Annotated in this window: 22 protein-coding genes; 8 read left to right on the top strand and 14 right to left on the bottom strand. The window is 58.0% G+C overall.

The genetic code is table 11. From position 1 onward, the window contains the following. Positions 1 to 27: 27 nt before the first annotated feature. Entirely contained in the window at positions 28 to 699 is a 672-nt protein-coding gene (locus AVO44_RS02590; protein ID WP_068332079.1) for a hypothetical protein, read from the bottom strand. Positions 700 to 924: 225 nt separating this feature from the next. Here AVO44_RS02590 and AVO44_RS02595 point away from each other — a divergent pair, with 225 nt between their 5' ends. Both AVO44_RS02595 and AVO44_RS02600 read left to right on the top strand, forming a co-directional pair. Further along, positions 925 to 2,157 carry an efflux RND transporter periplasmic adaptor subunit gene (locus AVO44_RS02595; RefSeq protein WP_068332082.1) on the top strand — a complete coding sequence of 411 codons (1,233 nt, stop codon included), beginning with the start codon at positions 925 to 927 and terminating at the stop codon, positions 2,155 to 2,157. Beyond that, a complete protein-coding gene (locus AVO44_RS02600; protein ID WP_068332085.1) occupies positions 2,154 to 5,951 on the top strand; it encodes an efflux RND transporter permease subunit in 3,798 nt (1,265 codons plus the stop codon). Before AVO44_RS02595 ends, AVO44_RS02600 begins: the two co-directional genes overlap by 4 nt. Positions 5,952 to 6,036: 85 nt before the next feature. Here AVO44_RS02600 and AVO44_RS02605 read toward each other — a convergent pair whose 3' ends face one another. Continuing rightward, complete coding sequence (locus tag AVO44_RS02605) at positions 6,037 to 7,842, bottom strand: ABCB family ABC transporter ATP-binding protein/permease (protein WP_068332089.1); 1,806 nt, start codon at positions 7,840 to 7,842, stop codon at positions 6,037 to 6,039. A gap of 77 nt (positions 7,843 to 7,919) precedes the next feature. After that, positions 7,920 to 9,197 carry a LysM peptidoglycan-binding domain-containing protein gene (locus AVO44_RS02610; RefSeq protein ID WP_068332666.1) on the bottom strand — a complete coding sequence of 426 codons (1,278 nt, stop codon included), beginning with the start codon at positions 9,195 to 9,197 and terminating at the stop codon, positions 7,920 to 7,922. A 126-nt stretch (positions 9,198 to 9,323) separates the two neighbouring features. On the opposite strand from AVO44_RS02610, the gene AVO44_RS02615 reads away from it, so the two are divergent. Then, positions 9,324 to 9,875: an LOG family protein gene (locus tag AVO44_RS02615; RefSeq protein WP_068332092.1), complete on the top strand. Its 552-nt coding sequence runs from the start codon at positions 9,324 to 9,326 to the stop codon at positions 9,873 to 9,875. 36 nt (positions 9,876 to 9,911) lie between these two features. On the opposite strand, the gene AVO44_RS02620 is transcribed toward AVO44_RS02615, so the two are convergent. Next, the gene (locus AVO44_RS02620; RefSeq protein WP_068332096.1) at positions 9,912 to 10,361 is read right to left on the bottom strand and encodes a host attachment family protein; all 450 of its coding nucleotides are present in this window, start codon (positions 10,359 to 10,361) and stop codon (positions 9,912 to 9,914) included. Positions 10,362 to 10,733: 372 nt separating this feature from the next. Next, positions 10,734 to 11,333, bottom strand: coding sequence for a superoxide dismutase (locus tag AVO44_RS02625; RefSeq protein ID WP_068332099.1), 600 nt, complete (start codon positions 11,331 to 11,333; stop codon positions 10,734 to 10,736). A gap of 100 nt (positions 11,334 to 11,433) precedes the next feature. Between AVO44_RS02625 and AVO44_RS02630 the strand changes: the two genes are divergently transcribed. Beyond that, entirely contained in the window at positions 11,434 to 12,192 is a 759-nt protein-coding gene (locus AVO44_RS02630; RefSeq protein ID WP_068332102.1) for an FkbM family methyltransferase, read from the top strand. 33 nt (positions 12,193 to 12,225) lie between these two features. Here AVO44_RS02630 and AVO44_RS02635 read toward each other — a convergent pair whose 3' ends face one another. From AVO44_RS02635 to AVO44_RS02650, 4 genes are all read right to left on the bottom strand, one after another. After that, complete coding sequence (locus tag AVO44_RS02635) at positions 12,226 to 12,792, bottom strand: sarcosine oxidase subunit gamma (protein WP_068332105.1); 567 nt, start codon at positions 12,790 to 12,792, stop codon at positions 12,226 to 12,228. Next, positions 12,785 to 15,799, bottom strand: a complete 3,015-nt coding sequence (locus AVO44_RS02640) for a sarcosine oxidase subunit alpha family protein (protein WP_068332108.1) — start codon at positions 15,797 to 15,799, stop codon at positions 12,785 to 12,787. Before AVO44_RS02640 ends, AVO44_RS02635 begins: the two co-directional genes overlap by 8 nt. 43 nt (positions 15,800 to 15,842) lie before the next feature. Further along, the gene (locus AVO44_RS02645) at positions 15,843 to 16,172 is read right to left on the bottom strand and encodes a sarcosine oxidase subunit delta (RefSeq protein ID WP_068332111.1); all 330 of its coding nucleotides are present in this window, start codon (positions 16,170 to 16,172) and stop codon (positions 15,843 to 15,845) included. 61 nt (positions 16,173 to 16,233) lie between these two features. Beyond that, entirely contained in the window at positions 16,234 to 17,478 is a 1,245-nt protein-coding gene (locus tag AVO44_RS02650; RefSeq protein WP_068332668.1) for a sarcosine oxidase subunit beta family protein, read from the bottom strand. Positions 17,479 to 17,673: 195 nt separating this feature from the next. Here AVO44_RS02650 and ccmI point away from each other — a divergent pair, with 195 nt between their 5' ends. Genes ccmI through AVO44_RS02665 form a run of 3 tightly spaced genes read left to right on the top strand, consistent with a single transcriptional unit; the run spans position 17,674 to position 19,605 of the window. Beyond that, positions 17,674 to 18,894 carry a c-type cytochrome biogenesis protein CcmI gene (gene ccmI, locus AVO44_RS02655; RefSeq protein ID WP_068332114.1) on the top strand — a complete coding sequence of 407 codons (1,221 nt, stop codon included), beginning with the start codon at positions 17,674 to 17,676 and terminating at the stop codon, positions 18,892 to 18,894. Beyond that, the gene (ruvX, locus tag AVO44_RS02660; protein WP_068332118.1) at positions 18,891 to 19,355 is read left to right on the top strand and encodes a Holliday junction resolvase RuvX; all 465 of its coding nucleotides are present in this window, start codon (positions 18,891 to 18,893) and stop codon (positions 19,353 to 19,355) included. The genes ccmI and ruvX overlap by 4 nt, the downstream gene beginning before the upstream one ends. Before the next feature lie 16 nt (positions 19,356 to 19,371). Beyond that, positions 19,372 to 19,605, top strand: coding sequence for a DUF1289 domain-containing protein (locus AVO44_RS02665; protein WP_068332121.1), 234 nt, complete (start codon positions 19,372 to 19,374; stop codon positions 19,603 to 19,605). Between the two features lie 239 nt (positions 19,606 to 19,844). Here the strand turns inward: AVO44_RS02665 and AVO44_RS02670 are convergent, their stop codons facing one another. From AVO44_RS02670 to AVO44_RS02690, 5 genes are all read right to left on the bottom strand, one after another. After that, on the bottom strand, positions 19,845 to 20,570 hold the full coding sequence (locus tag AVO44_RS02670; RefSeq protein WP_233421900.1) for a SpoIIAA family protein: 726 nt from the start codon (positions 20,568 to 20,570) through the stop codon (positions 19,845 to 19,847). A 38-nt stretch (positions 20,571 to 20,608) separates the two neighbouring features. After that, the gene (locus tag AVO44_RS02675; protein ID WP_068332126.1) at positions 20,609 to 21,391 is read right to left on the bottom strand and encodes a hypothetical protein; all 783 of its coding nucleotides are present in this window, start codon (positions 21,389 to 21,391) and stop codon (positions 20,609 to 20,611) included. After that, positions 21,388 to 22,212 carry a sulfite exporter TauE/SafE family protein gene (locus AVO44_RS02680; RefSeq protein WP_068332129.1) on the bottom strand — a complete coding sequence of 275 codons (825 nt, stop codon included), beginning with the start codon at positions 22,210 to 22,212 and terminating at the stop codon, positions 21,388 to 21,390. Before AVO44_RS02680 ends, AVO44_RS02675 begins: the two co-directional genes overlap by 4 nt. A gap of 39 nt (positions 22,213 to 22,251) precedes the next feature. Continuing rightward, the gene (dusA, locus tag AVO44_RS02685) at positions 22,252 to 23,289 is read right to left on the bottom strand and encodes a tRNA dihydrouridine(20/20a) synthase DusA (RefSeq protein WP_082677363.1); all 1,038 of its coding nucleotides are present in this window, start codon (positions 23,287 to 23,289) and stop codon (positions 22,252 to 22,254) included. A gap of 157 nt (positions 23,290 to 23,446) precedes the next feature. After that, positions 23,447 to 24,361 carry a LysR substrate-binding domain-containing protein gene (locus AVO44_RS02690; protein WP_068332134.1) on the bottom strand — a complete coding sequence of 305 codons (915 nt, stop codon included), beginning with the start codon at positions 24,359 to 24,361 and terminating at the stop codon, positions 23,447 to 23,449. A gap of 172 nt (positions 24,362 to 24,533) precedes the next feature. Between AVO44_RS02690 and ugpB the strand changes: the two genes are divergently transcribed. Next, positions 24,534 to 25,841 carry a sn-glycerol-3-phosphate ABC transporter substrate-binding protein UgpB gene (gene ugpB / locus AVO44_RS02695; RefSeq protein WP_068332137.1) on the top strand — a complete coding sequence of 436 codons (1,308 nt, stop codon included), beginning with the start codon at positions 24,534 to 24,536 and terminating at the stop codon, positions 25,839 to 25,841. Positions 25,842 to 25,865: the final 24 nt, after the last annotated feature.

Raw genomic sequence — 25,865 nt, forward strand, 5'->3', positions numbered from 1 at the left:
TCGCCTGTCATTCTTTTTGCCACCGCGTCAGCCCTGCTGGGCCACCAGCGGCTCCGGTTCGCCGCCAAGGGCAACAATCAACTGAGCCGCGCGCTGCTGAAGATCCACGCCAACCTCTGCATCCTGTCGTATTGCCTGCAGGCGGTCGATTGCAGCGTCAGCATTCCCCTCAGCTATATCGATGAGCGCCAGCTGTTCTTCGGCCAACAACCGCAGCGGAGCGCCGGGGGCGGCCAGCGCTTCGAACTGCTGCCGGCGGTCCGCCACCGGCAATGTGTCATTTTGCAAAAGCAGTGCCTTGAACGAAGCGATAGCACGGTAGATTTCCGGCAAATCCCCTTGAACGGAAATCGCGTTCAGGCTTTCAACCGCTTCCTCGCGTGTCCCTGCTTCGACCTGCGATGAAGACAAAAGCATGTTCAGAACCGCAACGCCACCGGGTGTGGGCGCATCAATACTTGCTAGGCTGTTGGCGCGTTCAGCTGAGTCATTTTGCGACAAAGCGCTGAGAATCTCATCACCCAGCTGCTCTGCCTGACTTGTCGCGCGCGCTTTTCTGAACTCGTTGAATGCAGCCCCACCTACGATGAGGACAACCGCCAGAACTCCGATCCAACCCCATCGGCGCAGTAACAGAAACAAGCGATCGCGCCGGACCTCTTCGGTCACTTCATCAATGAAACTGTCGACGTCGCTCATGCCTGCTCCTCGGGCTGCGTGCTTTTCGTATGGCGCCATGTCATACCCCGGCGTTCCCGCCAAGCCAAGGCCCGGAATTCGCGCATTTTCGCGTCGTCATGCCGCCCTTGCGAAAAAAAGCAAACCAAACTATTCAGTTCAGCGTAGAAAAGGTGCATGCCTGACCCCAATTATTAACATGCGCGCCACAGTAATATTGGCATCTAGTTCTGAACGAGGCCCCGTATGCGTCTGATTTCATTCATAAATGCGATTTTGGTAGTTGCAGCATTATTTTTGCTGATCTTCGAACGCGACGCATTGTTTGCCTTTGCAGGTCGCGGTGAGGCTGCGCCAGACGCAGCAAACGCCAGCGAATCTGCTGCTGATCCCGCTTCGGAGCAGCAAGCTATCGGCGTGGTTGCCCTGCGCTCGGTTGCACGAGAAATTGACAGCGCCCTGACGTTGCGCGGCCAGACGAAGGCCAATCGCCAGGTCGAAGTGCTGGCTGAAACGAGCTCAACCGTGATTTCAGAGCCCAAGCGAAAAGGCGCGTTTGTCGAAGCAGGCGATCTGCTGTGCGAACTGGACCCAAGCACCCGCCCTGCCAGCCTGGCGGAAGCCAGGGCTGCCAGGCTAGAAGCGGAAAGTCGCATCCCCGAGGCCGAGGCACGTCTGGAAGAGGCGCATGCCCTTGTGGCCGAGGCGCAGATCAATCTGACCGCCGCCCAACGCCTATCGGAAACCGGGTTCGGCTCGGAAACCCGACGTATTTCCAGCGAGGCTGTCATGCGGTCGGCTGAAGCAGGTGTAAAAACTGCCGAGGCGGGACTGGAGGCAACACGCGCCGGGATCGAGGCCGCCATCGCCGAGGTCGAGGCCGCGCAACGCGAGATCGACCGCCTGACCATCGAAGCGCCCTTCAGGGGTCTTCTGGAAAGCGACACCGCAGAACTGGGCAGCCTGATGCAGCCCGGATCGCTGTGTGCAACCGTTATTCAACTGGACCCAATCAAGCTGGTCGGTTTCGTACCCGAAGTTGATGTGAACAAAATTGTTGTGGGCTCCGAGGCAACGGCGCAACTGGTCACTGGCCTTCAGGTCACGGGCCGCGTGACGTTCCTGAGCCGCTCCGCCGATGAAACGACACGTACGTTCGAGGTCGAGATCACCGTACCCAACCCCGAGTTGACGATCCGCGACGGTCAAACCGCCGATATCCGCATCTCGGCCGAAGGGACCAAGGCCCATCTGCTGCCTCAATCCGCGTTAACCCTGAACAACGAAGGTCAGGTCGGTGTTCGCACCGTAGGCGCAGGTAACATCGTCGAATTTATGCCGATCAAGCTGCTGCGGGATACGGCCGAAGGTGTCTGGGTCGGCGGTTTGCCGGAAACCACGGATATTATTGTTGTCGGGCAAGAATTCGTGACACAGGGTGTCATGGTCAATCCCACTTTTAGGGAACACACGCAATGACAGGTCTTGTCGCTTGGGCCGCCAACAGGGCCCGTATGGTTCTTGCTTTCATCGCGATCTCGCTGATCGTTGGTGGGTTTGCCTATGTCGGCCTACCCAAAGAGGGCGAACCGGACATCGAAATCCCGGCCCTGTTCGTGTCGGTCCAGTTTCCCGGTATCTCTGCCGAAGACTCTGAAAATCTGCTGATCAAGCCGATGGAAACCGAACTGGCGGATTTGGACGGTTTGAAAGAGATGACCGCCACCGCAGCCGAAGGTTATGCCGGGATCGCGCTTGAGTTTGATTTCGGCTGGGACAAAACCGCGATCATGGCAGATGTGCGCGATGCGATGAACACCGCGCAGGCTGATTTTCCCGAAGGGGCCGAGCAGTACTCACTGACCGAGATCAACCTGTCTGAGTTTCCCATCGTCATCGTGAACCTGACCGGCGCCGTTCCCGAACGCACAATGACGCGCATCGCCAACGACTTGCAGGATGATCTTGAATCTCTGGATTCCGTGCTCGAAGCAGGTATTGCCGGTGATCGTGACGAGTTGCTGGAGGTCATCATCGACCCCCTGCGGCTGGAGTCCTACAACGTGTCAGCCGATGAGTTGATCAACGTTGTGCGGAACAACAACCAGTTGATTGCCGCGGGTGAGGTTGATACGGCGCAGGGGACATTCTCGGTCAAGATACCCTCTTCGTTCAAAACCGCCGAGGATGTGTACAGCCTGCCCGTAAAGGTTAACGGCGATCGCGTTGTAACGATGGGTGAGCTTGCGCAGATCAACTACACATTTGAAGACCGGGAAGGCACGGCGCGTTTTGACAACGAGTCCACTGTGGCGTTGCAGGTGGTCAAACGGAAAGGCTTCAACCTGATCGACACGGTTGCCGACGTTAAAACAACCTTGACCGCTGCGCAGGAAAAGTGGCCCGCCGAACTGCGTGCCGCTGTGGACGTTGGAACATCAAACGACCAGAGCCGTATCGTCGACTCGATGGTGCGCCAGCTTGAAGCCTCTGTCCTGACGGCTATTGCGCTGGTGATGATCGTGGTTCTGGCGTCGTTGGGCACGCGCGCTGCGCTGTTGGTGGGTTTTGCGATCCCGACCTCATTCCTTCTGAGTTTCGCGTTTCTGGCCGTTATGGGCGTCAGCATTTCGAACATGGTGATGTTCGGGCTTATCCTGGCTGTGGGTATGCTGGTCGACGGTGCCATTGTTGTGGTCGAATACGCCGACAAGCGTATCAAGCAAGGCATTGGTCCGATGCATGCGTATGTTGAGGCGGCCCAACGGATGTTCTGGCCCATCGTGTCGTCGACTGCCACCACGCTCTGCGCCTTCTTGCCCATGCTGTTCTGGCCGGGCGTTCCGGGCGAGTTCATGAAGATGCTGCCGATCACGCTGATCTTCGTTCTGTCGTCATCGCTGATCGTTGCATTGATTTACCTGCCCGTCGTGGGCGGCGTTTCTGGTCGTCTGAGCCGAGTTTTTGACCGTACCTCCAACTGGCTGCGTGCTGTTGCTCCTTGGTGGGTGCGTGCGGTTATGGTGCCTCCGGCGCTGTACATGATTTTCCTTGGGGCGATGCAGATGTTGAACCCCGGCTATCTGCTGCCGGAAAACGCGGCCGGCGGCGTGATTTTTGGCGCCTTCCTGTTCATACTTGGCGGGTTTGCCGGATCAGTCACCCTCAGCGCGGCCCGGATCGAACGCAAGCAGGAAGAACGCGTACACAGCGCACGCGAGCGAACGCCGTTTGGCCGAGTGATCAAGTTCCTGGTGGGCAACCCGATCATGCCAATCGTCTCGATTGTGGTCGTCATCTTCGGCGTGATGGGCGTGATGTCGTACTACATGGCCAACAACCGGGGTGTTGAGTTCTTCGTTGAAACCGAGCCAGAGCAAGCGACAGCTTACGTCCGCGCACGAGGCAACCTGTCGCTACAGGAAAAAGACGCGCTGGTGGTGGCCGCCGAAGCAGTGATCAGCGCCCACCCGGCTGTCACAAACGTGTTTGCCTTTGCCGGTGAAGGTGGTTTGAGCCAGAACGATGGGGGGCTTTCCGCACCTGCTGACACGGTAGGACGTGTTCAGTTCGAGATTACACCGTGGGAAGACAGACCCAATGTGTCTGAGCCTGTCTTTTTTGGCCTGTTCGAACGCCAGATCATCGACCCGGAGTATGACGGTGATTACGTTCTGGATGAGTTAAACGCTGAGCTTGCAAAGTTGCCGGGATTCATCGTCGAGATTCTGCCGCTGGAACAAGGTCCTGCTTCGGCCAAGCCCGTGCATCTGCGCATAAAAGGCGACGGGTGGGAAGAGCTGACCGCTGCTGCCCAATCCGCCCGCGCGGTGTTTGAGGAAACGCCCGGCCTGATTAAGATCGAAGACACCTTGCCCTTGCCCGGCATCGACTGGCAGATTGACGTGGACGTCGCCAAGGCGGGACGTTTCGGCGCTGATGTCGCCACTGTCGGCGCGATGGTGCAGCTTGTCACGCGTGGCATCCTGCTGGGTGAGATGCGCCCCGATAACACCGATGAAGAGGTTGAAATCCGCGTGCGCCTGCCCGAGCAGGACCGGGTTTTGTCGACCCTCGACTCGCTCAAGGTTCGCACGCCTGACGGTTTGGTGCCGCTGTCCAACTTCATTACCCGTCAGCCGGTGGCCAAACTGGCCGAGATAAACCGGATCGACCAGCAACGCTATTACGACGTGAAAGCGGATGTGGAAGCGGGGCTGTCCAAGGTGGTTGTTGATGGTCCCGATGGACAAAAGCAACAATTGGCCGTCATCCGCGCGGTTGAAGACGACGCGGAGCCCAACGGCGCAGCCATCATCGGCACCAATGGCGCGACGTATGAGCTGTTTCAACTGACTGAAGCAGAGACCGTAGAAGATGTGCGTGATGCGATCGAAACGGGCGCAGCACGTCTTGAGCTTATCAACCCGAACGAGCGGATCGCGGCCCTGACTGAGTGGCTGAACACCGGTCCCTTCTCGAACGCGATCAGTTGGGAGTGGACAGGTGACCAGGAAGATCAGGCCGAGTCCGGTGCCTTCTTGGTGAACGCCTTCATGGGCGCGTTGGGTCTGATGTTCGTGATCTTGCTGGCGCAGTTCAACTCGTTCTACAACTCGGTTCTGGTGCTGTTGGCGGTCGTACTGTCGACCACTGGGGTGCTGATCGGGATGATTGCGATGCAGCAGCCGTTTTCGATCATCATGACGGGCACGGGCATCGTCGCGCTGGCAGGGATTGTGGTGAACAACAACATTGTTCTGATCGACACCTACCAAGAGTACAGCCGCTACATGCCCCGGATTGAGGCGATCGTTCGCACGGCCGAGGCGCGTATCCGCCCCGTCCTGCTAACTACATTGACCACGATGGCGGGTCTGACGCCCATGATGTTTGGCCTTTCGCTTGATTTCATCGGCGGTGGGTATTCGATCAACAGCCCCACTGCTCTGTGGTGGAAACAGCTTGCCACCGCGGTTGTGTTTGGCCTTGGCATCGCGACGGTTCTGACACTGATCGTGACGCCCTCGTTGCTGGCGCTGCGGGTGTGGGTGTCGACCTATGTCGTGTGGTTGGGTAAACTTCTGGCGCGTGCCACGGCCGGTCGGTCCAGTCAGATTGCGCAGGATATGGCGATTGGCAAGGCGGCGCGTCAGGCGCAAGCGACCGAGGTGATATGGGAAGATGACGCTCCGCCAGAGTACGACCCGCACTCGAAACCCGAGTGGGACCCGGCCCAACCGCCCACATCACCACTGAAAGCGGCAGAGTAAAGCAAACGGCGAACCTTCGGGTTCGCCATTTTCTTTTGTGTCACGCGCCGGATTACTTTAGCCCGGCCAGAACGGGTCAGTTCGATTAAACGGTTTCGGCGTCAGATTGCTGGCGGCGCCACAATTGCGAGTAGCGACCTTCGCGTTGCAGCAGTTCATCATGGGTGCCTTGCTCAATGATTTCACCCTGTTCCAGCACTACGATACGGTCAGATTCGGCAATGGTGCTGAGACGATGCGCGATTGTCAGCACCGTGCGCCCTTCCCCAGCACGTGCCAAAGCGTCCTTGATGTCTTGCTCGGTATCCGTATCCAACGCCGAAGTTGCCTCGTCCAGCAACAGGATCGGCGGGTTCTTCAACAAGGTACGGGCAATGCCGACCCGCTGCTTTTCACCGCCTGACAGCTTCAACCCGCGTTCGCCGACCTTGGTGTCGTAACCTTCGGGCAATGAAATAATGAAGTCATGAATTTGGGCAGCTTTGGCCGCCGCCTCGACCTCATCCTGGGTGGCCCCGTCCCGGCCATAAGCAATGTTATAGCGGATCGAGTCGTTGAACAGCACCGTATCCTGCGGCACCACGCCAATGGCGGCGTGCAGGCTGTCCATCGTCACGTCACGCACATCCTGCCCGTCGATTTTCAACGCCCCGCCGGTCACGTCATAGAATCGAAACAGCAACCGTCCAATGGTGGACTTACCCGAGCCTGTCGCCCCCACGATGGCTACGGTTTGACCTGCGGGCACGATCAATGAGATGCCCTTCAATATCTCACGGTCAGCATCATAGCCAAAATGAACCGCGTCCAAGGTCACTTCACCGCCTTTGACCACAAGATCCGATGCGCCGGGCTTGTCAGTGACCTCAGCCGGTTGCTCAAGCAGGTCGAACATCTGCCCCATATCCACCAGCGACTGGCGGATTTCTCGATACACCGTGCCCAAAAAGTTCAGCGGCACAGTGATTTGGATCATGTACGCATTTACCATGACGAAATCGCCAACCGTCAGGGTTCCCTTTTGCACCCCGAGGGCCGCAAGCACCATCACACCTATCAATCCACAGGTGATCAGAAACGACTGACCGAAATTCAGGAAAGCCAGCGAGTATGCCGTTTTCAGCGCCGCCCTTGCATAGGCTTTCATCGACGTATCATATCGTTGAGCTTCGCGCTGTTCCGCATTGAAATACTTGACAGTTTCAAAATTCAACAGGCTGTCAATGGCGCGCTGGTTGGCCTCAGTATCCTGATCGTTCATTTCGCGTCGCAGTTTTACCCGCCATTCCGTCACTGCGAAGGTGAACCAGATATACAGCGCGATAGTGACAGCCACGACAACCAGATACCACACGTCGAACATCCACATCAGGATGATCGCAACCAGCAGTAGCTCAAGGATAAGAGGTCCAATCGAGAACAGCAGAAACCGCAAGAGGAACTCAACACCCTTGACGCCACGCTCGATAATCCGGCTGAGGCCTCCGGTCCGGCGCGTCACGTGATAGCGCATTGATAGCTGGTGAATGTGCTGAAACGTTTCCAATGCCAGCGCACGTAAGGCCCGCTGACCTACCCTGGCAAACGCAGCATCGCGCAACTGCTGAAAGCCAACAGTCATCATTCGCGCAACCCCATATGCCACCGTCAGGCCCACGGCACCCAAAGCCAGCGGTGGAACACCTTCGCCTGCCAGTCCATCAACCGCACCCTTGTAAAGGATGGGTGTGTAAACCGCGATGAGCTTGGCCAGAACCAGCATCGCCATGGCAATGACGACCCGACGTTTTACCCAAGGCTCATCCTCGGGCCAAAGATATGGCGCGACCTTACGAATCGTGCGCCATCCGGACTGGCGCTCGTCAACTTCTTGAAGGTCATTTGAATACATCGGGACTATCGTCTCATCACGGTTCTGATCTGCGATCAGAGATAGCCCAGGCCCATCCAAGGGCCAAGGGCGCAGGATTAATCAGGTATTGTAAAAATCTGGCCGGGATAAATCAGGTCCGGATCACGGATCGAGTCCCTGTTGGCTTCGAACAGCCGCACATAGAGGATACCGTCGCCGAACCGTTCACGCGAAATGGCCCACAATGTGTCGCCCCTTTGCACAGTGACCGACCGGATTGGCGCGTCATTCGGATCAATCGCGGGTTCGTCCGTCGCCTCAGCGGCGCGCAGGATTTCCGGCGATTCCCGCTTGAACGGGGTTTCCAGTCGGCTGACCACGGTGCCATCTGCGCCAACCTCATCTACGCGCAGGGTATAAACGCCGGGCTCTACACCTTCCAGTTCGCTGCGCCATTTGCCATCGTTTGCCGGGGATTGATCATCCACAAGCCGGTTGTTGAGGTAAAGGCGCACCACCGAGCCATCCGGCACCCGCCCGGTCAGTTCCACCTCTCCCGCATCGGAATAGCCGATCGTGTCCAACGCCACCTGATCCGGCGCTTGCGGCAGGCTGGTCGGTCCCTGTACCAATTCGACACCGTCCTCACCCGAGCGCAGGACGGCAACCTGTTGGTCCGTCGCCTCTGACGTCGGCGGCTCAGCAACTTGTGGTGCCTCATCCTCGACCAACTGACTGTCGGTGTCGGCTGTACCGGAAGTCGCGGGTTGATCCGTTTCAGCAACTTCGGCGACCTCCGCCTTGTCAGCCTCGGCTGCTTCAGCTGTTGAAACCGGTTCTTCTACGGGCTCTGGCCGCGGCAAGGCTGCGATTACGTAATCATCCGATCGTACAGGTTCCTCACCCCGCGTTTCCAGCGTCAGGCCACGCGCACTATCTGAAAACGGGATTGAAACAAACTCGGCAAACTGCCCGCTGGCGTCGACCGTGAAGCTGTGCACCGTCTCACCATCCAGCAGCACGTTTACCTCGGCACCTGGCTCGGCAGAGCCGGAAAGAACCGCAGAGCCATCCGGTTCGACAAAAATCTGATCTAGCAAAAGCGTCACTTGCGGCGCAGCGTCGTCCTGCGTGTTGTCATCCGGCGGGGTTTCGGTTGCCTGCCCATCCTCGGCAGGTGTTGTGGGTTCTTCAACCGCCGGATCGGCCGCTGCCAACTCGGTGCTGTCGTCTTCGGATTGAGCCGCAACTTCGGCCTCTGGCGCTGGCGCGTCCGGGCCGCCACCGATCATGCCGGTCAGATACAATCCACCGGCTCCGACAACAACTGCGATACCGGCGATCAAGCCCCAGACAAAAGTTCCTGAGCTTCCGCTTCCCGACTCGGCGTTCATTTTTTTCCTTTCACTCCGCAGCGCAAATGCTTTGACCATAACACATTCTGACTGACGGTTGAGCCAATCTATCAATCCCGCTATCAGGGGTCAAAACCTCAGGCGCAACCCCGGAGAGCGATCACAATGTTTCAGAAGTCTGTTTGTGTGTATTGCGGGTCACGAAATGGCACCAATTCCACCTATGCCAACGCCGCAAGAACATTCGGGACGATGCTGGCGCAAGAAGGTTGGCGATTGGTTTACGGAGCGGGGGACGTTGGCCTGATGGGCGAGGTTGCCCGCGCGGCACAGGCCGCCGGGGGCGATACATTTGGCGTTATCCCTGTTCACCTATTGCAACGCGAGGTTGGCAAGACCGACCTGACCCGTTTCGTGGTCACGGAAACCATGCATGAACGTAAAAAAGTCATGATCATGAACGCGGACGCCGTTGTCGTCCTTCCGGGTGGGCCGGGGTCGCTGGACGAACTGTTCGAGGCACTGACTTGGCGGCAGCTTGGCCTTCACGACAAACCGATTCTGGTAATGAATGTGGATGGATACTGGGACGCGTTGCACGAGCTTGTACAACGTGTCATCGGTCAAGGCTTCGCGGATGGATCGCTGGCCGAGTTCATCACATGGGTCGATGATCCGACATCGGCGATGACTACGCTGCGGGGCTATCTGACCTAAACGGATTGTGATCGACCACCAGCCGCACGACCGCGATCAAACCGCAAGACCTGGGCGGTTTCTCAACAGGTTTTCAACCTTGTGCAAGGGGTGATTGGTGAGGGATTTGTCGACCTCGGCCACGACTTTGGCCAGCACGTCGCTGTGCAGACGTCGGCGCAGCAGGCCCAGCACGTGCGGACTTGCGACCAGAACCAGCTTGTTGAAAGCACCCTTCAGGCCATTTCGGTTCAGCAGGTTGGCGACGTCTTGCACAAAGAGGGATTTGGCGTGGATTTTCCAGTTGGGCGGTTCCATCTCGGTATCCTGATGCGGCCCGGTATCCAAGCACTGCCCTGCCCGGTCTGCGCGCCCAGCGAGCGCATCCCGTTCCTCGACCGAGACAACAACCAGATTGGGATCTTCGGCATCGGTGATGTTCTCAACAAACAGCGCCTTCTCTCCATCAGAAATGACAATCCAAGTTCCCTGTTCAAGTGCGACCATCGCGCCCTCCGTTTATGAATTGTATGGCCATCGCTTTTTCATCAAATCAGGTTCGACTTTTGCACGCCCGCCGATGCGTTGCGTGTTGCCCGAATGAATTTATGTGTAGCGGAACTTACCCCCACTTAACCTTAGGTAAGCATTGCCGAGCCGCGTACAATCCCATCTCAGAATGAAACTACACTAATCGGCAGGTTTTTTCCTGTCAGCCAAGGTGGCATGTTGGCTGCTGGCCATAAAGAAACCATCTGCGTTGCTTGCCCGAAATACCAGTGCCCCCTTTGGCTGTTTAAAACAATGGAAGCAAACTCTGCAAAAAAGCCCGCCGGCGTTTCCGCCAGCGGGCCCTGAACAACCCCGATGGGGTCAGAATTACATCCGCGAGGCGACGTTTTCCCAGTTCACCAGATTGTCGAGGAAGTTCGACAGGTAAGCCGGACGCTTGTTGCGGAAATCAATGTAGTAAGAGTGCTCCCACACATCGCACCCCAGCAGCGCGGTCTGGTTGAAACACAGCGGGTTCACGCCATTCTCGGTCTTGGTGACAGCCAGCGAGCCATCAGCGTTCTTGACCAGCCACGCCCAGCCCGAGCCGAACTGACCGGCACCAGCTGCGCTGAACTGCGACTTAAACTCGTCAACCGAACCGAAGCTTTCGGTCAGAGCCTTTTCCAGCTCACCCGGCATGGCGTTGTCGCCGGGGCCCATCATCTCCCAGAACTGGTTGTGGTTCCAAAGTTGGCTGATGTTGTTGAAGATGCCGTTTTGCGCGACGGCCGACTTGTCGTAGGTGCCAACGATGATTTCTTCCAGCGACTTGCCGTCCCACTCGGTCCCGGCGATCAGCTTGTTGCCGTTGTCCACATAGGCCTTGTGGTGCAGGTCATGGTGATATTCCAGCGTTTCCGCGGACATGCCCTTGGCTGCCAGCGCGTCATGTGCATAAGGAAGATCAGGAAGTTCAAAAGCCATCTCGGCCCCCTGTAAAATAAAAGTTGCGGTTCCCAAGGGTTAAATGCTTTGGCTGCCGCCTTAGGTCAAGGGGCGAGACAAGAAAACCCGGAGGTCCGCGATGCTGACACAGGCGCGCAAGATGTTCTACCGCGCCCGCGGATACTATGCGGGCAACCTGAACGGGGAACCGTTTCGTCTTGATCCCTATCATTCGAAATTCTGGCGCAAAGCCTCGGCCGGTGCATGGGAACCAGAGACATTTGCCGTTCTGGATCAGTACCTGAAACCCGATAGCGACTATCTGGATATCGGCGCCTGGATCGGGCCCACCGTTTTGTATGGCGCACGGCGCGCACGTCATGTCTGGTGCTTTGAGCCCGACCCTACAGCGTTCCGCCATTTGGCGTGGAACCTGGATCTAAACGAGATTCAAAACGTCTCGGCCTTTGGGGTTGCCCTGTCGGATCGCTTTGGAGTGGCACGAATGGCCTCGGTACGCGGTGAGCCCGGAGATTCCACCAGCTCACTGCTGCATGATGGGGCGCATGGATCGGATGCGTTGACTATCGCCTGGGATCAATTCGAAAAGACAAATGACCTGTCAAAGGTTTCGCTCGTAAAAATGGATATCGAGGGGGCGGAATATATGGTTCTGCCTACGTTGATGGAATGGTTAAAACTACAACGCCCGGCGCTTTTTCTTTCAACGCACGCGCCACTGCTTGACGAGGGCAGCCGCGCGAAAAAAACTCAGGACCTGCTGGCCAAGTTGTCATTTTACTCGGAATGTCGTGACACGGCTGGGCGACTGATCTCCGAAGACCAGTTCACGGAATCCGAAGCGCTTTCGCACTTCGGAAGCTATCTGTTCACCTAGCAAGACGGTCTCGCATAGGGCCGCCCATGCGGATCAATAAAACCCAACCTCACTGCCCGGTTGGGCCGCGACCTTCAGCAGTTTGAACACATAATCCGCAGCCGACCGGAAACAGACGACGCGGAACGTCTCGGCATCGTCCATCCAGAATGCGCCTGCCACTTGTGCCAAACGCGAACGGCGAATTTGACCGGGCTGGAATGCGTCAGGCGACAGATCGACCGGTGCCAGTTTACCCAGCACTTCGCGCGCATTGGGTCCAGAAACACGGAATACCGCCCGTGCGTCCGAAACGTTCGCCGCCAATGCGTGGGTTCCGCTCAGCGCGCCCGCGATATCGGCCAGCTTAGCGTTCACTTCGGCGTATTGAACCAGCACAAGCAACTCGTCCGGTGACATCCAGCAAACACCTGTGTCGCCTTTGACCAGAGCCTCACGCTGCCCGGGCACTTTTTGGCCAGTGGCATCCTTTACGGCTTTGGCCAATACCTTGTCTGACAAGTCACCACGTAAGGTTATCATTCCCTGCAGGCCGCATTCCTCGACCTTTGCGATGCCGTCATAGCTGGCGTGGTTCAGTGCGCTGATGGGTTCAGACATTCTGCTTCTCCCCGTCTTTGTCATAGAAGATCGGGTCCACGATCTTGGCTTTGTAGGTTTTGCCATCAGTACCGGGGAATTCGACAATCTCACCCATCCGGTCGGGGCCATGCTTGATCAGGCCCATTGCGATACCACGATCCAAATTGGCCGAGTAGTAAGTCGAGGTCACACGCCCGATCATGTTGCGCTGACCATTGGCGTTGACGCCCGAGCCAACTGCGTAAGCTCCGTCGGGAATGACAGAACCATCCACAGTCTCCAGACCGACCAGTTTCCAGCGGTCGGGATCGGCCATGTGAGTGCGCGAATGGGCGCGTTTTCCCAGATAGTCCTCTTTCTTTTTGGACAGCGCCCAGTGCAGCCCCAGGTCCTGCGGAATCACCGTGCCGTCGGTCTCGTCCCCGATCATAATAAAGCCCTTTTCGGCCCGCAGGATGTGCAGGCACTCGGTACCGTAAGGCATCACGCCGAACTCTTTCCCGGCTTCCATCAAATCGTTCCAGAACGCCTGACCCTGTGACGCGGGAACGGCGATTTCAAAGGACAGTTCGCCCGAGAACGAGATGCGGTACGCACGGCAGTCAAAGTCACCGATCTTACCATCGCGCCACTCCATGAACGGCAGCGCATCCTTGCTGACATCCATACCGCCCAGCTTTTCCAACACCTTGCGGGCATTGGGACCTACAACAGCCACCTGCGCATATTGTTCCGTCACGTTGGCGACATAGACCTTCCAGTCCCACCACTCGGTTTGCAGCCACTCTTCCATATGGGCGTGGATACGTTCTGCTCCGCCCGTGGTTGTGTGACACAGCCACGTATCCTCGTCGATCCGGGCAACGACGCCATCGTCGATCAGGAAACCGTTTTCGGAACACATCAGGCCATAGCGGCATTTGCCGACCTTCAGCGTGGACATCATGTTGGTGTACATCATGTCGAGGAACTTGCCTGCATCCGGGCCTTTGACAATCAGTTTGCCCAGCGTCGACGCATCCAGCAGGCCAAGGTTTTCGCGTGTGTTCTTCACCTCGCGATTCACGGCATCATGAACAGATTCCCCGGGGCGAACGTAAGCATATGTCCGGCGCCAGTGGCCAACAGGTTCCCAATCCGCGCCGTTCTTGTCATGCCAGTCATGCATCGGAGTCCGGCGGATCGGCTGGAACACCTCACCGCGCGCCTCGCCGCCAATCGCGCCCATGGAGATGGGCGTATACGGTGGCCGGAACGTGGTTGTGCCAACCTTGGGAATCTCCGCATCCAGCGCATCAGCAAGGATTGCCAGTCCATTGATATTGCTCAACTTACCCTGATCGGTCGCCATCCCCAGAGTGGTGTAGCGTTTGGTATGCTCAACGCTCTCATACCCTTCGCGCGCCGCCAGTTGGACGTCAGAGACTTTGACATCATTCTGGAAATCCAGCCACGATTTCATGCGCAGGCCGATCTCGGCATTGGCGGGCATCAGCCAGACCGGCTCCATCGCGGCCTCAGACATGCTTTCGCCCTTTGGCGCTTTGGTGCTTTTTGGTTTGAACCCGGCGGCCTTGGCCGCAGCTTTGCCTGCCGCGTCAGCGTTGGTCAGAACCTCGGGCAGTGCCAGAGGTCCATTTGAGCTGCCAGCAGCCAGAACAAACCCCTCGCCATTCGCACCCAGCGGAGGGCGCGACGGATCGGGCCGGAAGTGCGCCTGCGCCTCATCCCAGATCAGTTTGCCGCCGCAATGCGACCACAGATGCACGACCGGAGACCAGCCACCCGACATGGCAACAGCGTCGCACTCAACCTCTTCGCGTGCGCCGCCGATCCCCTCCTGATTGCAAATTGCGACCTTTTTGACGCGCTTGCCACCTTTGACCTTTGCGATGGCTTTACCGGGGTCGACCCGGATGCCAAGTGCGCGCGCCTCTTCGGCCAATGGACCGGCTGTCGGACGCGCATCCACGACACGCAATACGTCAACTCCGGCCTGTTTCAGGATGATCCCAGTGCGGTAGGCGTCGTCATTGTTGGTGGCGACAATCACCCGCTCACCCGGAGTGACACCCCAGTTTACAACATAGTCGCGCATGGCCGAAGCCAGCATCACACCCGGCACATCGTTGCCCGCAAAAGACAACGGACGTTCGATCGCGCCGGTTGCGGTGACGACCTGCTTCGCGCGAATGCGCCACAGGCGGTGACGCGGGCCTTGCGTACCGGGCGCGTGATCGCTAAGGCGTTCGTATCCCAGCACATAGCCGTGGTCATAAACGCCCGCCCCCATGCAGCGATTGCGCATCGTCACGTTGCCCATTGTTTCCAGTTCGGAAACCAATTGTTCCACGAACTTATCCACAGGCATACCATCAACATCCCCGCCATCCACTGGGGCACGTCCGCCCCAATGCGCGGTTTGCTCGATCAGCAGAACCTTGGCACCGGATCCGGCCGCGGTCTTCGCCGCCTGAAGACCCGCGACACCGCCGCCGATCACCAAGACATCGGTGAAGGCGTAGAAATGTTCGTAAGTGTCCGCGTCACGACTGTCCTTGTCGGGCGCCTTCCCCAATCCAGCGGATTGACGAATGAACGGCTCATAGACGTGTTTCCAGAACGGTTTGGGGTGGATGAACGTCTTGTAATAGAAACCGGCAGGCAGGAACCGAGCCAGCGCGGTGTTCACCGCACCGATGTCATATTCGAGGTTCGGCCAATGGTTCTGCGAAACCGCTGTCAGACCATTGAACAATTCGGTCGTTGTGGCGCGCTGGTTCGGTTCGAACCGGTTCCCCTGCCCCAGACCAACCAGCGCGTTCGGCTCTTCTGCGCCGCTGGCGACCACACCACGCGGACGGTGGTATTTGAACGACCGACCCACCATCATCTGATCATTGGCCAACAGTGCCGAGGCAAGCGTATCGCCCTCATAGCCCTGCATTGAGTTGCCGTTGAAGGTAAAGGTGACCTTTTTCGACCGGTCAATCAGCCGGCCTTGTTTTGCGAGACGGGTGCTCATGTTGCGGACCTTTCGCAGGCGGAATTACGGATGGCGGCGCGGATCATTCAAACTCTCTCCAGGACCAGCCGGGGCGCTTGGCGGTAATCGCGTCCTTGATGTCTTGCGGGGGTTCCGTTGTCTGTGCCGGGTAGGTTCCATACACTTCCAACGTTTCCGTGTCGCGCGCAGCAATAAACCATTTGCCGATGCCATAGGCATGCAGCCAAAGTTCGAAATGCACGCCTTTACGGTTTTCACGAACGAACATGTAAGTTTCAAAGTCCTCGTCAGAAGACCCAGGGCCAAAGCGTTTCCGATGCGCTTCGCCACCACAATGTAGTTCGGTTTCATCCAGCATGGCACCGGTGAACGGGCATTTGAGTGTCAGCATATCGCGGTCTCCTTTTCGAAGCAGGAGCAAGAAATCGAGGTATAGGTGCAGAGCCACGACATCAGTGCGCCACCCCTGCGGCTACGCTTTCGTCGATAAAGCGGCCCTCTTTGAAACGGTCCATCGTGAAGGCTTCGGTCAGAGGTGAATGGCCGGTCGCCATCAATTGCGCCATCCCCCAGCCCGAGCCCGGAATGGCCTTGAACCCGCCTGTCCCCCAACCGCAGTTGATAAAGCAGTTGCCCAGCGGCGTCGTCGAAAGGATGGGTGAGCGGTCGCCGGTCATGTCCACGATCCCGCCCCACTGGCGCAGCATCTTCAGGCGCGAGATCATCGGGAAGGTTTCGACCAGTGCCCGCACGGTTTCCTCAATATGGTGGAAGCTGCCGCGCTGGGTGAAATTGTTGAACCCGTCAGTGCCGCCGCCGATCACCATCTCACCCTTGTCGGACTGAGACATATAGCCGTGCACGGTATTGGCCATCACGACCACATCCATGCAGGGCTTGATCGGTTCGGACACAAGCGCCTGAAGCGCCACAGACTCCAACGGCAGGCGGAAGCCCGCCATCTCGGCCAACTGGCCGGAATGTCCCGCAACAACGATGCCCAGCTTTTCGCAGTCAATCGCGCCCTTGGTGGTATCGACGCCGACAACACGGCCATTTTCTGACCGAACACCGGTGACTTCGCATTTCTGGATGATGTCCATCCCCATGGCCGAGCACGCACGGGCATAACCCCAGGCCACCGCATCGTGACGCGCTGTACCGCCGCGTTCCTGCCACAACGCCCCCAGAACCGGATAGCGGGGACCGTCAATATTGATGATTGGCACCAGCTCCTTGACACGTTCGGGTTCGATCCATTCGGTCTTGACGCCTTGCAACGCGTTGGCGTGCGCCGTGCGCTGATAGCCGCGGATTTCATGCTGAGTCTGCGCCAGCATCATCACGCCGCGCGGGCTGAACATGATATTGTAGTTCAATTCCTGGCTCAGATCTTCGTACAATCCGCGCGCCTTTTCATACAGCGCTGCTGAGGGATCCTGCAGATAGTTCGACCGGATGATGGTCGTGTTCCGGCCCGTGTTTCCGCCGCCCAACCAGCCTTTTTCGATGATAGCGACGTTCTGGATACCGTAGTTCTTTCCCAGGTAATAAGCGGTCGCCAGACCATGCCCCCCGGCACCGACGATAATAACGTCGTACCGCTTCTTAGGTTCGGGCGAGCGCCATGCGCGCTCCCATCCGGTGTGATAGCGCAGAGCCTCCCGCGCCACAGCAAAGGCTGAGTAGTGTTTCATGAGCGAATCCATCCGGTTCGGTAATTGGCGCAGATATGCAGCGTGTGAACAGTTTACCCGTGCCGGACAACGCCACAATATCGAACTATTGCGACATGGTGCCCATTATTGCGCAATCTGAACGGCTCGCGGCCATTTGTCCCTTTTTTCGGAGGGCCTAGAGGTCTAAGTCAGAGCAGCCATATCGGAGAAGCCATGTCGTTCCTGATCGTAACAATTTCAAGCGCCGTGCTGATAGCGGCGGTATTGGGCTTTTCTTTGCTGCGCGCCCGAAAATCGCGCGAGCCTGCTGCGGCCTACGACATGCGCGTCTACCGTGAACAGTTGGCAAGCGTGGACAAAGATTTGGCCAGAGGCGTCATCAGTGAGGCCGACGCTGACCGGGTACGCACAGAAATCTCTCGTCGCATTCTGGCCGCTGATGCGCAGATGCAGACTGCCAGTCAGGAAACGGGGCCGCCACGCTGGGCGAGCCTGGCTGCGTTTTCCACAGTTGCGCTTGTCGTGGTGGGCGGGGCCATCGTGATGTATCAGCAGATTGGCGCCGCCGGACGGCCGGACATGCCCCTGACCCTGCGCGTTGAACGGGCTGAAACCCTCCGGGCTGAGCGCCCCAGCCAGGCCGAAGCCGAGGCTGCAACCCCGCCCGCGCAACTGCCGCAGTTGGATGAGAATTATGCAAACCTTCTTAACCAGTTGCGCGAAACCGTTGCTGCACGCCCTGATGATTTGCAGGGCCATATCCTTCTGGCCCAACATGAGGCGAACGCAGGAAACTTCCCTGCGGCCTACAAAGCCCAGCAACGCGTGATCGAACTGTCGGGCGAAGCGGCACCTGCAGATGCCTATTCGTATATGGCAGAAATGATGATCCTATCCGCTGGCGGCTATGTCTCGCCCGAGGCGGAGGAGGCGCTGAGACAGACACTCAGCCGCGATCCTCGCAATGGCCCGGCACAGTATTACCTCGGGCAAATGATGGTCCAGGTGGGCCGCCCGGACATCGGCTATCGGATCTGGGTTGACGCGCTGCGCAACGCGCCCGCCAGTGCCCCCTGGGCTGACGCGATCCGCGAGCAGCTTGACGAACTGGCCTTTCGTGCGGGCGTCTTCAACGCACCGGATATTCCTGTCGCATCCGGCCCCAGTCAGGATGACATCGACGCCGCCGCCGAACTCAGCTCCGAGGAGCGGCAAGAAATGATCCTCGGCATGGTCAACCAGCTTTCGGATCGCCTCGCCACCGAAGGTGGACCGCCCCAGGATTGGGCACGGCTGATCGCAGCCTTGGGTGTTCTGGGCGAAGGGCAGCGCGCCATCGAGATCAAAAACGAAGCCATGGACGTTTTTGCCGGCGATGCAGACGCGCTCAAAATAATTGACGCCGCCGCATTTCAGGCCGGAATTGCACAATGATTTACAACGAATTCGAAGAGTTCGCAGCGGCGCTGCCGCCGATGACAGCGTTGATCGGTTTGGACTTGGGCGAAAAGACGATTGGCGTTGCCGTCTCGGATCGGATGCGTGGCGTCGCCAGCCCATTGGAAACCGTTAGGCGCAAGAAATTCACCCTCGATTCCGCCCGCCTGCTTGAAATCATTGCAGATCGCGAGATCGGCGGTGTCATTCTGGGCCTGCCAAAAAACATGGACGGCACCGAAGGTCCAAGGTGCCAGTCCACCCGTGCCTTTGCCCGCAACCTGTCGCGCCTGACCGAAGTTTCCATCGGTTTCTGGGACGAACGGCTCAGCACGGTTGCTGCAGAAAAGGCACTGCTTGAGGCGGATACGACACGAAAACGTCGCGGACAGGTTATCGACCACGTCGCTGCCGGTTATATTCTGCAAGGAGCGCTGGATCGGCTGCGCTTTTTGTAATGGGCGGAGTACGTCGATGACGAACATGGTTTGGAAACGGAACGAGGTCGAAAGCCCTTGCGTCCAACTGTGCGTCGTACATACGGCCGAGCGGATCTGCACAGGCTGCTACCGCACTTTGGACGAAATCTCGCGCTGGTCCAAAATGGACAGCGCCGAGCGCGCTGAAATCATGGAAGAGCTGCCATCGCGCAAGCCTCGTCTGGCAAAACGCCGTGGCGGTCGCGCGGCGCGCCAGAAACAGTCATAGCCAGTATCTCGGATAGCAGGTTGTCCCGACCGGCGCCGCTGTAGGTTTGTCTGAACTTCGAGGGGAAAGTTCGTAACACTTGTGCTGAGTGAGTGGCAGCCCACAGCGGCGCTTTCGATGTGTATTCCGCCGAAGTGGTAGATCGGAAGAATGCAATTGACGTAGACGTTTTCGACCCACCGATCAATAATCGGAAAGCTCACCGATCGGTAAACCTTGCGTGAGTGTCATGCGCGCCCTCATCCTGCGGCTAGCCAAGATTTGGCATTCTCGATGTCTTCGGATGCAAAAAACTGCGTTCGTGCTCCCAGAATGTGGCTGGCTGCCCTTTGTGCCATGCGCTGCCATGCCTTGTCGCCGACAATGGCCGCGCGATCCAGCAGGCCGACATGCTTTCGGACCAGTTGAAAATGCGATGCAAGCGCTGTCAGCCCATGCCAACCGTCAAACTCGCGCAGGTCGACCAACAAACGAAACGCAGCTTTGCCCTGCAAGATGTTGTCCATATCCAGCTCGGCCCGTGCGTATTCCTCTGGGTCGAGTTTCCCTAGCAGGCTGACCTGGATACAAGAGCCGCCCAGACCAATCACATGGATCGCGCCCAGTGACTCGCGCATCCAGCGGCGCGCCGCTTCCAGTTCGGACAGTTCAAAAACCTGAACGGGGCATGGCAGGATCGGAGCAGCCAGGCGGACACTTGTCTGCACCCAGCTTTGATCGGCAGCGACCGCGATACGGTCGAACCCACGCCAATGACTGAGACCAAGCTTCGTATCCGCCCAGGCTGCACCAAAATCATAGCCCTTGAATTCCGGCTGTACCACGGCCAGCAGACGCACCGTGTCATGCTCGGCCAAAGCGGCCTCGATTGCGGGCACCAGAACCGTGGTGTAATCGTTGCTGCTGACCTCGCCGGACAGTTCGACTTCGATCAGCGCGCCGTCAGAGCTTGTGTGAACAGTCATCATCGAAAACACCTCCAAACCTTAAAAATGGCAGAAGGTTAGGCGGTTTCGATCCATTCGGCCACTCCCCCGGCGCATTCCGGGCGAAAATAGGCGATCATTCGTCCGTCTGCCCCAGCCGAGGCATTGCTACCCCACGGGGCCACTCCGTGCAGGCAATGGCGGTGCAACACATAGGACTCACCCGGTTTCGCGGGCAGTTCTATGCGGGGGCAAGTGTCGAACACCTCACGCCGCGCGGCTTGGTAGATGTCGGTCACATCAACTTCGTGCAAACTGCTCCGCGCGCGTCCGTCCAGCGCGCGTTGAAAAGCGGCCCGCAGAATTTTATGGCTACCCTCCCACAAAACCATGGGCGCTGCGTCTTTGCTGGCGTCATTCAACGGAATGCCCAGTATCCAGGCGTGGGGTTCATCAACGCGCCGCCGGCGGTCTGGCCCCATCGGCCTGAGCCCGTCAACATGAGCCGCATCGCGCTTTAACCGATACCGCCCAGCGCTTTCGCTTTCGCCACGCCGCGGGCGCGGATAGCCCGGATAGATGACCGAGACCTGACCCTTGTGCAATGGAAGGGTGCCATACTGCGCGGTCAAGAACCTCATGGCCTGCCCGGACAGCGGTGCTGAATGTCCCACCCTGCCCTGCGGGTCGTTGTCAAGCGCGTCAACACCGATGAACCACGTCCCCTCGCAGTCGAGCCATTGAGCATGTGCCGGGTCAGTGACAGACTTGCGCGCTGCGGGCAAAGCATGCCCGACCCAATCCGCCAGCACAGGATCGTACGGAAACTTGACCCAGCCCTTTTCGTCAAAATCACTCATAGACCCAACGCCTTTCGCAACATGTTCAGTGCGACCAGCGTCAGGAACACAGCAAAAACACGCTTTAGCGGTTTGGGGTCCATAGCATGGGCCAGCTTAACCCCCCATGGTGCAGTGATCGTGGTCATGGCCACAACAATCGTAAAGGCGACCAAATTGACCGCACCGATGGTCAGGGGTGGCCGATGTTCCGGCGCGATTTCCAGAAACAAAAAGCCCAAGACCGAGGGCACCGCGATGATCACGCCAAACCCGGCAGCCGTGGCAACTGCCCGATGAATTGGCGTATTGAACAGGCTCATGAGCGGCACGCCAAAGCTGCCGCCCCCGATCCCCATCAGCACAGAAAGAAACCCCACAAGCGGCGACAGCACCGCGCGGCGGATACCCTTGGGCATGGCATCGCCCAGACGCCACTCGGACTTACCCAGCCCCAGATAGGCGCCGATGACCATCCCCAACACACCGAACAAGGCTTGCAAAGCCTCGGTCCGTAGTGCCGATGCCACCAAAACACCGATGATAGCACCAATCGCGATCCCAAGCCCCCAGTCGCGCAGAATATCCCAATCCACTGCGCCCTTCTTGTTATGCGCCAAAACCGAGCGGATTGACGTGACAATGATCGTCGCCAACGACGTCGCCAAACACAGTTGCATCAATTGCGGACCACCGTAGCCCAGCGTTTGGAAGGCATAAAAGAACGCCGGCACCAGCACGATACCTCCGCCGACACCCAGTAATCCGGCCAGCACACCCGCCAGCGCCCCGATTACAAGCAAAAGGCCCAGCATCTGGGCCAGCAACATCGTCTCGGGCATTCTTCCCCCATACCGGCCCTTGGCCGTATCTTAGTTCGTTCAAACCTCGGCCAAAGGCGCAACGTGCTCTAACGCTTGCATCATCACCTCGGGCCCTGCGCCCTGATGCACGGCACCCTCGGACAAGGCCCGTCGCCACGCCCGCGCTCCGGGACGTCCGGCGAACAGGCCCAGCATATGACGGGTGATCTGATGCAGACGGCCGCCCGCGGCAAGGTGTGCTTCGACATAGGGCACCATTTTTTGAACAACTTCAATCGGGTCCGTCGCCTGACCGTCTCCGAAGATCACGGGATCGGCCGCGGCCAGAATATCGGTTGGCTGGTAATACGCGGCGCGACCGATCATGACACCGTCCAGCCCGGCCTCAAGATGCGTACGCGCCTGTTCCAAGGACGTAATCCCACCGTTGATCGAGATATGCAGATCGGGAAACGCCGCTTTCATCCGATGCACCAAATCGTAGTCCAAAGGCGGAATGTCCCGGTTCTCTTTCGGGCTGAGACCTTGCAGCCACGCCTTGCGGGCATGAATCGTCACCCGCTCGCAACCTGCATCGCGGATCTGTTCCAGAAATGCGGGCAGAACCTCATCCGGGGTCTGTTCGTCCACACCAATGCGACACTTGACGGTCACGTCAACATCCACCGCCTCACGCATGGCAGCGACACATTCCGCAACTCGGGCAGGATCTTTCATTAACACCGCCCCGAACGTGCCAGATTGCACCCGATCCGAAGGGCAGCCACAGTTCAGGTTGATCTCATCATAACCAGCATCGGCCCCAAGCCGAGCCGCTTGCGCCAGTTCCTGAGGGTCCGATCCACCCAACTGCAGCGCGACCGGGTGTTCTTGCGGGCTGTAGTCCAACAGGTGCATCGCCCCACCGCGAACCAAGGCAGGTGCGGTCACCATTTCGGTGTATAGCAACGTCTGCCGGCTGAGCAGCCGATGCAGATACCGGCAGTGCCGATCAGTCCAGTCCATCATAGGTGCTACGGATAGGCGCGCAGACTTGAGGACAGTGAGGTTTTCGGTCGAATACCCACGTGGTTCAGTGTCTGACGGTGTGGGCATGGCTGGTTACCGGTATAGGCTCAAAAATGGTTTGAAGGGGCAGCGTCGCGGACGGGATACTGTACTGGGTCAAGTTCCGCAACTCACGAACGGGTGCTGTTAGCGTGGAAAATCCGCCTTTAGTCATACGGCGCTCTGCGGTCGGACTGAACCTGTTTCATTGGTTTCGTGACTCAGTCCTGAACGGCTCGAGGCTGTCGCTGAAATACTCGATGAATTCCAGCGTAACCAGGGACGGCTGCTTTAGCACCGGTCGCACCAATGAAAGAGTATGGGTCAACACCGGCTTGAACGGTCGATAGCTTAGCCCCCTCCCCTTGTATTGGATGGCGTCCAGTTCGCTCACGATGGAAACGCCAACGCCCTTTATTGCCAGCTCACAGGCCGCGGTGAACTGCCTGACTTCGATATGAGAGTTCAGAGCGACATTAGCGGCCTGGAACGCCTTTGAAATACGTCCGAAAAAGTCGCTGTCGCGCCGGGTGTGGATAATGTTCTGATCTGCAAGGTCCGCTGGCGTGACTTCCGACAGGTTTTCCAGCTCATGATGTGACGGAAACACACAGACGGTTCGCACGTCTATATCCCTGCTTTCAACGGCTGGATGACCATTGAACCCATCGGTGATTCCGAAGTCATATTGCTCACCAATCATCCATTCCAGAATGCGCTCTGGCCTGTCAGGTTCAATCGTCATGGTGACGGCGGGCCGGTCTTTCAGAAAACTGGCGACGACCCCCGGCAGGTGGCTGGTGGCAAACCCGGGCAAACAGGCGACACGGATATGCCCCGCCTTTCGTTGCGTAATGTCCTGGCTGACATCAGAAATCTGCCCCATCAATTCCAGCACACGTTCGACGCTGGGCTGAAGATACCGTACCTCTTGGGTTGGCACCAAACGGCCCTCGCGCCGATCAAATAGCTGAAAGCCCAATGATTTTTCGAGGTCTGACAGCAATCGGCTAACCGCGGGTTGACTGACCCCCAGATCAGCCGCCGCCGCCGTGACCGAGCCATTGGTGGTTACGGCCATCAAAGCCTCTAACTGGCGAATTCTAAGAATTTGACTCATCCCCAATCCAAATCTGCCACTTGACGACATAACATTATGTTATTTTTTTATCCAGTAGAATGGGCTTGAATTATATTTCTGTAACGTTAACGTCGTGAAATCGTCATGTGTGCCGTTTACCCGTTGCGGTCGGTATTCAACGAAGCATCACACCCGATGCATGGGAGGAATCATGAAAAAGAATCTGCTTGGCGCTCTTGCCGTAACAACTGCCTTGTCCCCAGTGGCGGCAATGGCGCAAACCGAAGTTCAGTTCTGGCATGCCTTCACCGGCCGCCTGGGTGAACTTGTGAAAGCTCAGGTTGAAGAATTCAACGCCAGCCAGGATGAGTTCGTCGTGGTCGAAAGCCACAAGGGCAATTACTCGGAAACACTGAATGCAGGCATTGCCGCGTTCCGCGCGGGTGAGCAGCCGCACATCCTGATGGTTTTTGAGGTTGGCACCGCAACGATGATGTCAGCCGAAGGCGCGATCAAGCCGGTTTATGAAGTGATGGCTGAAAGCGGCGCGTCGTTTGACCCCGACGCCTATATTGGCGCTGTCAAAGGCTATTACACGACGACCGAAGGCGACATGCTGTCCCTGCCCTTCAACTCTTCGACCCCGGTGCTTTGGGTCAACCGCGACGCGATGGAGGCTGCGGGCGTCGATCCTGATACCGATCTTTCCACCTGGGAAAAAGTCGGCGAGGTTCTTGATCAGCTCAAGGCCGGAGGCGAGGAATGCCCGCTGGTCACTGCATGGCAAAGCTGGATCCATCTTGAGAACCTGTCAGCATACCACGATGTTCCCTTTGCATCGCAGGACAACGGATTTGCTGGTCTGGATACCGAGTTGATGCTCAACGGTCCGGTTCAGGTCGCGCATCTGACGGCGATGGGCGATTGGGCCAAGGATGGGAAGTTCATCTACACCGGTCGCAGAAATGAAGGTGGTGCAAACTTCCGGGCCGGGGAATGCGCGCTGTTCACCGAAAGCTCGGCCGGGTATGCCGGCATCAGTTCGGAGGCTGAGTTCGCGTTTGACGTGCGTCCATTGCCATACTGGGAAGCAGTCGTGAGTGAGCCGCAAAACACCATTATCGGTGGTGCCTCACTATGGGTGATGGAAGGCCACAAAGCTGACGAGTACAAGGGCGTTGGTGAATTCCTCAGCTTCCTGTCATCATCGGATGTTCAGGCGGCATGGCACCAGAACACCGGTTACCTTCCGATTACAGCCGAAGCTGGTGAAGCCACGCGAGCCGCAGGTTTTTATGACGAAAACCCCGGCACCGATATCGCCGTGATCCAGATGACCGCGAAAGAGCCGACGGCAAATTCGAAAGGTCTGCGTCTGGGGTCGTTCGACCAGATCCGCGGCATCATCGACGAAGAGCTTGAGGCAGTATGGTCCGGTGAAAAGACCGCTCAGGAAGCAATGGACAGCGCAAAAGAACGCGGTGACGCGCTGCTGCGCCGGTTCGAATCCGCCAATTAACACAACGCAATCCGGTGCGGGCTC

Origin of the sequence: Ruegeria profundi (genome assembly GCF_001507545.1) — a bacterium.
Classification (GTDB): domain Bacteria; phylum Pseudomonadota; class Alphaproteobacteria; order Rhodobacterales; family Rhodobacteraceae; genus Ruegeria; species Ruegeria profundi.

Excerpts from the sequence above, each read along its gene's own strand:
- AVO44_RS02615 (WP_068332092.1), top strand. The coding sequence starts at position 9,324 with ATGTTTCAGAAGTCTGTTTGTGTGTATTGCGGGTCACGAAATGGCACC.
- AVO44_RS02690 (WP_068332134.1), bottom strand. The coding sequence starts at position 24,361 with ATGAGTCAAATTCTTAGAATTCGCCAGTTAGAGGCTTTGATGGCCGTA.
- ccmI (WP_068332114.1), top strand. The coding sequence starts at position 17,674 with ATGTCGTTCCTGATCGTAACAATTTCAAGCGCCGTGCTGATAGCGGCG.
- ruvX (WP_068332118.1), top strand. The coding sequence starts at position 18,891 with ATGATTTACAACGAATTCGAAGAGTTCGCAGCGGCGCTGCCGCCGATG.
- AVO44_RS02605 (WP_068332089.1), bottom strand. The coding sequence starts at position 7,842 with ATGTATTCAAATGACCTTCAAGAAGTTGACGAGCGCCAGTCCGGATGG.
- AVO44_RS02610 (WP_068332666.1), bottom strand. The coding sequence starts at position 9,197 with ATGAACGCCGAGTCGGGAAGCGGAAGCTCAGGAACTTTTGTCTGGGGC.
- AVO44_RS02645 (WP_068332111.1), bottom strand. The coding sequence starts at position 16,172 with ATGCTGACACTCAAATGCCCGTTCACCGGTGCCATGCTGGATGAAACC.
- AVO44_RS02635 (WP_068332105.1), bottom strand. The coding sequence starts at position 12,792 with ATGTCTGAACCCATCAGCGCACTGAACCACGCCAGCTATGACGGCATC.
- AVO44_RS02595 (WP_068332082.1), top strand. The coding sequence starts at position 925 with ATGCGTCTGATTTCATTCATAAATGCGATTTTGGTAGTTGCAGCATTA.
- AVO44_RS02675 (WP_068332126.1), bottom strand. The coding sequence starts at position 21,391 with ATGAGTGATTTTGACGAAAAGGGCTGGGTCAAGTTTCCGTACGATCCT.
- AVO44_RS02680 (WP_068332129.1), bottom strand. The coding sequence starts at position 22,212 with ATGCCCGAGACGATGTTGCTGGCCCAGATGCTGGGCCTTTTGCTTGTA.
- AVO44_RS02620 (WP_068332096.1), bottom strand. The coding sequence starts at position 10,361 with ATGGTCGCACTTGAACAGGGAACTTGGATTGTCATTTCTGATGGAGAG.
- AVO44_RS02630 (WP_068332102.1), top strand. The coding sequence starts at position 11,434 with ATGCTGACACAGGCGCGCAAGATGTTCTACCGCGCCCGCGGATACTAT.
- AVO44_RS02665 (WP_068332121.1), top strand. The coding sequence starts at position 19,372 with ATGACGAACATGGTTTGGAAACGGAACGAGGTCGAAAGCCCTTGCGTC.
- AVO44_RS02650 (WP_068332668.1), bottom strand. The coding sequence starts at position 17,478 with ATGAAACACTACTCAGCCTTTGCTGTGGCGCGGGAGGCTCTGCGCTAT.
- AVO44_RS02625 (WP_068332099.1), bottom strand. The coding sequence starts at position 11,333 with ATGGCTTTTGAACTTCCTGATCTTCCTTATGCACATGACGCGCTGGCA.
- AVO44_RS02670 (WP_233421900.1), bottom strand. The coding sequence starts at position 20,570 with ATGACTGTTCACACAAGCTCTGACGGCGCGCTGATCGAAGTCGAACTG.
- AVO44_RS02590 (WP_068332079.1), bottom strand. The coding sequence starts at position 699 with ATGAGCGACGTCGACAGTTTCATTGATGAAGTGACCGAAGAGGTCCGG.
- AVO44_RS02640 (WP_068332108.1), bottom strand. The coding sequence starts at position 15,799 with ATGAGCACCCGTCTCGCAAAACAAGGCCGGCTGATTGACCGGTCGAAA.
- AVO44_RS02600 (WP_068332085.1), top strand. The coding sequence starts at position 2,154 with ATGACAGGTCTTGTCGCTTGGGCCGCCAACAGGGCCCGTATGGTTCTT.
- dusA (WP_082677363.1), bottom strand. The coding sequence starts at position 23,289 with ATGCCCACACCGTCAGACACTGAACCACGTGGGTATTCGACCGAAAAC.
- ugpB (WP_068332137.1), top strand. The coding sequence starts at position 24,534 with ATGAAAAAGAATCTGCTTGGCGCTCTTGCCGTAACAACTGCCTTGTCC.